At 62.3% G+C, this 7360-nt stretch carries 6 protein-coding genes; 2 read left to right on the top strand and 4 right to left on the bottom strand.

Going from position 1 to position 7360, the window contains the following annotated elements; translation table 11 throughout:
* Nucleotides 1–56 precede the first annotated feature (56 nt).
* Both GIW57_RS23435 and GIW57_RS23430 read right to left on the bottom strand, forming a co-directional pair.
* Nucleotides 57–407, bottom strand: a complete 351-nt coding sequence (locus GIW57_RS23435) for a DUF1304 domain-containing protein (RefSeq protein ID WP_236513106.1) — start codon at nucleotides 405–407, stop codon at nucleotides 57–59.
* 31 nt (nucleotides 408–438) lie between these two features.
* On the bottom strand, nucleotides 439–1767 hold the full coding sequence (locus GIW57_RS23430; protein ID WP_236513104.1) for an MFS transporter: 1329 nt from the start codon (nucleotides 1765–1767) through the stop codon (nucleotides 439–441).
* A 287-nt stretch (nucleotides 1768–2054) separates the two neighbouring features.
* Here GIW57_RS23430 and GIW57_RS23425 point away from each other — a divergent pair, with 287 nt between their 5' ends.
* Nucleotides 2055–3455, top strand: a complete 1401-nt coding sequence (locus GIW57_RS23425) for a serine hydrolase domain-containing protein (RefSeq protein ID WP_100460077.1) — start codon at nucleotides 2055–2057, stop codon at nucleotides 3453–3455.
* Between the two features lie 98 nt (nucleotides 3456–3553).
* Here the strand turns inward: GIW57_RS23425 and GIW57_RS23420 are convergent, their stop codons facing one another.
* On the bottom strand, nucleotides 3554–4312 hold the full coding sequence (locus GIW57_RS23420) for an SDR family oxidoreductase (RefSeq protein WP_236513102.1): 759 nt from the start codon (nucleotides 4310–4312) through the stop codon (nucleotides 3554–3556).
* Nucleotides 4313–4423: 111 nt separating this feature from the next.
* Between GIW57_RS23420 and GIW57_RS23415 the strand changes: the two genes are divergently transcribed.
* Nucleotides 4424–5347: a LysR family transcriptional regulator gene (locus GIW57_RS23415; RefSeq protein ID WP_236513100.1), complete on the top strand. Its 924-nt coding sequence runs from the start codon at nucleotides 4424–4426 to the stop codon at nucleotides 5345–5347.
* A gap of 476 nt (nucleotides 5348–5823) precedes the next feature.
* Here GIW57_RS23415 and GIW57_RS23410 read toward each other — a convergent pair.
* Nucleotides 5824–7360: DUF87 domain-containing protein (locus GIW57_RS23410; protein WP_236513098.1), on the bottom strand; the 1537-nt coding region annotated here is incomplete at its 5' end.

The raw sequence follows: 7360 nt of genomic DNA, 5'->3' as shown, positions 1-7360 counted from the left end.
CCACATGACCCGCTCTACGCGACCAACCCACGAGGGGCTGCGCCGTTGGCTGGAAACTACGCCAGCGCGCGAAGGATCAACGCCAGGATCGCCGGCACCGCCTGGATCATGAAAATGCGCCGGCTCACGCTGTACGCGCCGTAGCACCCCGCCGCCACCACGCACGCCAGCGAGAACGTCACCAGCACCGGCTGCGCCACCACCAGCCCTACCACGATGCCTGCCGCCAGGAAGCCGTTGTACAGGCCCTGGTTGGCCGCCAGCACGCGCGTGGTCTCCGCCTTCTCCGGCGTATTGCGGAACGTCTTCAGGCCCAGCGGGCGGGTCCACAGGAACATTTCCAGCACCAGGAAATACAGGTGCAGCACGGCAACCAGCACGGTCAACAGCAGCGCGAGCAACGACATCGACTCTCTCCTCGAAATGGGGGACGCGACCTCAACGGTCGCGCGGCAGCTTCTTCTCTTCGCGCAGTACGCCGAACGCCGCCAGCGTCATCAACCCGGCTACGGCGACGCCACCGATGAACACCCCGTGCGAGCCGAACAGCGACAGCCCCTTGTGCAGCCAGGCAAAGCTCAGATCGGCACCACGGTAGACCACCGTGTCGATCGCTGCGCCGGCCTTATAGCGCCACTGGCGGTCTACGCGGGTGTAGATGGTTTCGCGGGCCGGCTTGGCCAGGGCGAACTCGCTGGCGCGGGTCATTACCTGCACCACCGCCACCATCAACGGCATCGGTGAAGCGGCCAGCACCGAGAAGCCGATCAGGATCGCGAAGCCGGGAATCAGCAACGCCGGGGCGATACCGTGGCGCGACAGCAGCCAGCGGGTCAACCCGAGCTGCATCAGCAATGCCAGCGCGTTCACCGCCAGGTCGATGCGCGAGAAGAACGCGGTACTGACAGCCGCATCGGTAAACGAGGCACGCACGATGCTGGCCTGCTGGTTGTACAGCAGGGTGCCGACGCCCACGCCGAACACCACCATGATCGCCAGCCAGCGCAGCAGAGGCTCGCGCGCGATCAGCTTCAGGCCATCGAGCACGCTTCCACCCATCGGCTGCTCACCGGACACCAACTGCTGCTCACGCTCGCGCAGCACCGCCCAGTGCCGCAGGCGCCAGATGCACAGCAGGCAGACGGCCAGGAAGCCGGCCGACACCAGCATCAGGTTGGCAATGCCCACCCGCTGCACCAGCGCACTGGTGATGATCGGGCCGAGGAAGGCGCCGACCGTGCCGGCCGCACCGATATAACCGTAGTACGCCCGCGCCTGCGCATTGGAGAACACGTCGGCCATGAAGCTCCAGAACACCGCCACCGCAAACAGGTTGAACACGGTGATCCAGAAGAAGAACGCCATGCCACGCCCCGGCATGCCGCTGTCGAACAGCGCATAGAAGCCCAGCAGGGTGGCGATGAAGAAGCCGTACACCGCCGGCAGGAATACCCGCCGCGGGAAGCGGCTGACCAGCCAGCCATAGACCGGCTGCAGCACCAGCATGATCACGAACACGCAGGAAAACAGGAACTGCAGGACGAAGTCCTTCAGCGCGATGCCATGGCTGGCGAACCAGGCGATCAGTATCGGTGGGAACACCGTCTCCAGGTCGGCCGAGGCGGCCATCGCCTCGCGTACCGGGCGCAGCACGTAGTAACCGCTGAGCAGGCAGAAGAAGTACAGTAACGACCACCAGAGCGCCGGCGACTCGCGCAGCGCTGCGACCAGCTTCCTCAGCGGGCCGCCTGTCCCGGCCGCGCTCACGCGGCTCCCCTCGCCAGCAAACGGCGGTTGGACAGCGGCATGGCAGGCTCCGGGGGCAGTGGAGCGCGTACGTTATCCAATGCACTGCAACATCGCCAGCGCGGGCTGCACCGATGGCTGCAACGAAGTGTCACGGCATCCCCCGCACGACACCTTCTGATACGCGCTTTTGTGGCGTCAAAAATCCAACTTTTTCAACGAGATGCGCATTCATCTTCGCTTTGTTTGTGCACAGGCGAAAAGCGGCGCTAGAATCATCCCCAGCAGTCGCGCACGGGTTCCAACCGATGAAAAAGAACAGCCTGCGTCGTCCGATCCGTTCGGCGGCCACCGGTTTGCTGGGCATGTTGATGCCCCTTGCCTTGTCCACCACCGCGCAGACCCCGCCGGCCCTGCCGCCGATGCCGACCAACATCGAGACCGCTGCCGGTGGCGCCATTGCCCACACCCAACCGGCGGCCTACCGCACCGGCCTGGTGCCGCAGGTGCAGTTGCCGGCGGCTGGCTTCAACGTCGCCAACATCGAATCGATGGCGCAGCAGCTCACCTATGGCGAGCGCGTGCCGGGCATGGCCGTGGCCATCGTGCAGGGCGGCCGCGTGCTCAGCGCGCGCGGCTACGGCGTCACCGACGTCAACAACCCGTTGCCGGTCGACGCCCACACCGTGTTCCGCCTGGCGTCGCTGTCCAAGGCCTTCGCCGGCACCATGGCCGGCCTGCTGGTCAACGATGGCACCCTGCGCTGGGACAGCAAGGTCACCGACTATGTGCCGGGCTTCCGCCTGAACTCGCCGGAGGCCACCGACCGCCTGACCGTGGCCGATGTACTCAGCCATCGCGTCGGCCTGCCGTACAACGCCTACGACCGCGACATCGAAGGCAATGCCGAGTACTACGCGCTGACCCAGAAGCTGGCCAACACCAGCCTGAAGTGCCTGCCGGGCGACTGCTACGCCTACCAGAACGTGGCCTTCAGCCTGATCGGCGACGTCGTGTATGCCGCCTCCGGCAGCTTCTACGAGCAGTCGGTCGAACGTCGCATCTTCAAGCCGCTGGGCATGAACGATGCCAGCCTCGGCCTGGCCGGCATCCAGGCCAGCTCGCGCTGGGCGCGCCCGCACGTACGCAGCCGCAACGGCTGGGTGTCGCTGACGCCGAAGCCGACCTATTACCGCGTCGCCCCGGCTGCCGGCGTCAACGCCAGCGCCAGTGACATGGCGCAGTGGCTGCTGGCCCATACCGGCCACCGCCCGGACGTGCTGCCGGCACCGCTGCTGGCCACCCTGCACTCCAGCCTGATCAACACGCCGGGCGAGATGCGTTCGGGTTGGCGCCGCGAACGCCTGCACTCGGCCGGCTACGCGCTGGGCTGGCGCACCTTCGACTACGCCGGTCACGACGTCGTGTTCCATGCCGGCGCCGTGCAGGGTTACCGCGGCCTGGTGGCATTGGTGCCCGAGCGCGACCTCGGCATCGCCATCATGTGGAACGGTGAAAGCGGCCTGCCCAGCGGTCTGCTGCCGACCGTGCTCGACGCCGCCCTCGGACTGCCGTCGCAGCGTTGGCTGGACGTGGACACCGACTTCGGCAGCGACAACCTGATGGCCGAGGGCGCCACCCCGGCGCAGCAGGACAAGCGCAAGGGCAAGGGTGCCTCGGGCAACCGCGCGGTGGCCTCGCCGCGCTGAGCTGGCAAGCTCGACCGTAAGCAGAAGGGCGGCCCTCGGGTCGCCCTTTTTTTGTTGTTGTAGAGCCGAGCCCATGCTCGGCTCTACGTTCCGCAGCGCTAGTGGGCGAAGTAGTGCATTCCTCCATCCACCGGAATCACCGCGCCGGTGATGTACCCCGCCAACGGGGAAGCCAGGAACGCGACCAGGTGCGCCACCTCCTCCGGCTCGCCGAAACGCCCCATCGGGATGTTGCGGGCGATGAACTCACGTCGGCTCTCTTCGGTGGGATGCAGCCGATCCAGGATCTGCACGCTGTTGATACGCCCCGGTGCAATCGCGTTGACGGTGATGCCCTCGCCTGCCACGTCGCAGGACAGCCCCTTGCTCCACAGATGCAGCGCCGCCTTCGCCGGGCTCGCGGCATTCACCGCGCGCGGCTCCATCGACCCGCTGAGGTTGATGACACGCCCCCAGCCATTGGCCCGCATCGACGGCAGCAACGCCTGCGTCAGCCGTCGTGCCGCCGAGAAGTTCAGCGCCATCGCCTCGTCCCACACCTCATCTGCTGCGGCTACCCCCGCCAACCGTGCACCACCGGCGGCATTGACCAGGATATCCACGCGCTGCAGCGCCTCCAGCGACGCGCTGGCGATGTGCTGCACATCGTCGGCGTCGGTCAGATCGCCCATCACCACGACCGGTACCGGCCCACCCGCCGCCTCGATCGCGGCCGCCACCGACCGCAACGGCGCCTGCCGCCGCGCGGTGATCGCCACGCGCACACCCAGCGTTGCCAGCACCCGCGCGACACCGGCGCCGATGCCACTGCCTGCGCCGGTGACCAGCGCGGTACGTCCTTCAAGATCCAGTTTCATGTGTTGCCTGCCAGGTTCTGCCGGCCGATCTGGCCGTGCGGACATGCTCTTTGAATACCCTCGATTGATAAACTCCGGCGAGGTTTCAACATTCAGAACCCGGGGTGTCAGATGAACCTGTTGGAGAGCATGCAGGTCTATGTGCTGGCCGTGGAAAAGGGCAGCCTCAGTGCCGCGGCGTCGGCGCTGGACATCTCCGCGACGATGGCCGGCAAGCACCTGCGCGCCCTGGAAGAACGGCTGGGCATGCAGCTGTTGAGCCGAACCACGCGACGGCAGCACATGACCGCTTTCGGCGAGGCCTACTACGGCCGCTGCAAGGAGATCCTGCGCCTGGTGGAGGAAACAGATGCGCAGGCACAGCATCACCATCTGGCACCGGCGGGCAAGCTGCGGATCAGTGCACCGGTGATCTTCGGCACGCATGCGCTGGTGCCGGCACTGTCGACCTACATGGACCGCTACCCCGAGGTCAGTGTCGAACTGGTACTGACCGATCGCGTGGTCGAACTGGCCGATGAGGGATTCGAGGCTGCCATTCGCATCGGCACGCTTGCCGACACCAGCCATCTCGTAGCGCGTCCGCTCAGCCCCTACCGGCTGACCTTGTGTGCATCACCGGCCTATCTCGCTCGGCATGGCACGCCGCACAGCGTGCAGGCGCTGCGGCAGCATCAATGCCTGTCGCTGGATCCGGCGGCGCTGTCGCACTGGCTGGGCAACGAGGCAACATCGGCGGTGCAACCGCCCTCAGGACGGCTGCAGATCAACAACGGCGAAGCGCTGCGGCTGGCCGCGCTGCAGGGCCTGGGCATCATCCTGCAGTCGAGCCTGCTGCTGGCAGCGGACATCGATGCGGGTTGCCTGGTCCCGTTGCTGCCGGAACATGGCCGGCGCGGTCGGCCCATGCACGTGGTCTATCCGCACGACCGTTATCACTCGCCCCGGCTGCGCAGCTTCGTGGATTTCCTGGTCGAGCGGTTTCCCGGTGAAGCCGCTGGCCATCGCAGCTGGCCGGGCGCAGACAGGCCATAAAAAATGGCCGGCGTCAAGCCCTTCGTGCAAATCGCACGGGGCTTGAAATCATATACAGGCCAATAGGTTAGCCGTGTTTCGCGCCGCTTGCGGGTGATGCGGGGCTGTGGGCTGGGAGCCACATGAGAGCTTTGAGAAAGCAAGCCACATCGCGCTGCGGCGGTGAAAAAACTCAGAGATTGCGAGCCTATTCGTCATAGCATCTGATTCTTTCACGCACCTAAAAAAACAAGGCACAACAGAAAGTGCAATAGAAGACTGCCGCTTTCGCCCCAAAGCGGAACTTCACAGGCTGATTCACAATGTCCGGTGAAGGATGGTTGCTGCCCTTCAACTCAACAAGGCCAATGACTGCTGCCACTCAAAGCAGTCATTGCATTGAACCTTCTTTGCAAGTTCGTTTTGCACCGTGGTATTGCCACAACTAGGGTTTTGGGTAGTTCGCCTCAAACTTAATTTGTGCAACGATGTCTCCATCATCCTCGCCAGTTATCTGCACGCTTTTTGAAGTCGATCTCCTTCCACTCCGCTTTCCAGAGCGTGAGATATTTCACGTCACTAGAAGAGGGTTCGGGGTGGCATTTTTCCACATACACGACGCACGGCATGATGACGGCGTCCCCGATCAGAAGCGCCTCCCCTTGTTCCAGCGCGGGCATGCCTTCGGTCAAATTGCCAAGCGTATCCGGCAGTAGTCGGCGGACATAGCTTTGATCATCGGGGTTGGTAAGACGCATTGCCAAGAAGTTGGAGCATTGCGAAAAGATAGTCTCTGATATTTCAGATGGTCGCTGACTCGAAATCAGAAGGCTGATCCCGTACTTTCGTCCTTCTTTGGCAATGCGTTCGATTGCAGCCAAGGAGGCCTTGTAGCGGGCAAGACCGCTCTTTGGCGCGTATTTGTGCGCTTCCTCATACACCATCAGGAACGGCTGCTCTGTTTTACTCTCCACGCGACGAGCGTAGTAGCAAAAATCGAACATAAGGCGGGAGATCAGCGAAACGGTAATGCTGAGCAGTTCAAAGGGAATGCCGCTGAGGTCGATGATTGTGACATTCGACTCGCCTCCCGCCTTGTAGCCGGTAAACTGTTCAAGTACCTGCTCTAGGGTCGCAGCTTTGGCCTTCGCACCGAATATGAAGTCAAGCCGAGAGTTCGAGATTTTTGATCTAATCCGCCGCTCAAATTTGTCGATGCTGCCGTCGGCATAGGGGCCCTTGTTGATTTTACTCCGTTCCGGAGCAGCGAACTCGCGCAAAGCCTTGCAATAGTGCTCCAGCTGACCCTCAACATCATCGAACGTTTCGGTCGTACCATCCTTAAACTTGATATGCAGCGAGTTTTCAGCGTCTTTTGTTTCCCGCGTCAGGTTGCGGAAAGCGTTCGCTACGTGCTGAATGTCATATCGAAGCGGACTGTCGAAGTTGACCTTTTCGACAGCAGGATTGCTGATCTTCTTGGCAATGGTCACCACAGATCGTAGCAGCGACTCCTGATTGTAGTTGTTATTGTCGCCGGACTCTAGGAACATGTCCTCCATCTCGTCTTCGTTGAGAAGCCAATATGGCAGGACGAGGTCATCGACAGTGATGATATTCGCCTTTGGAAAAGCCGTAGCATATTCGGAATGAAGATCGAATATTAGGATATGAGAGTTGTTGAGACCTTGGTATTCGCCGCTTTTAGCAGATACCGCTTTCTGCAGAACTGACGTCACACTCGACGATTTTCCCGATCCCGAAGCACCGACGACGGCAATATGTTTATTGAAGAACCTGTCGCCATGAACAGGTACGACGATATCACGTTGCCTAGTCAGTGACGAAAAGCAAAAGCGGTCTTCAGCGGCATAGCAGTCTGCATAGATAGCTGCGATTTCCGCTTTCGTTGCCGGGACGACCTTCTTTGGCGGAATGGCGAGTTCGTCACCACCGCGATTGAACTTTCCATCTTTAAGGGTCCCGAGGGGATAGGAATCAATCATATAAACGCGTTTGTGGTCACTGATACCG

Origin of the sequence: Stenotrophomonas sp. PA-6-5C, from assembly GCF_021605635.1 — a bacterium.
GTDB classification, from domain to species: domain Bacteria; phylum Pseudomonadota; class Gammaproteobacteria; order Xanthomonadales; family Xanthomonadaceae; genus Stenotrophomonas; species Stenotrophomonas lactitubi.
Note: the sequence above shows the minus strand (reverse complement) of the source record. Positions and strands in the feature narration are given on the sequence as shown.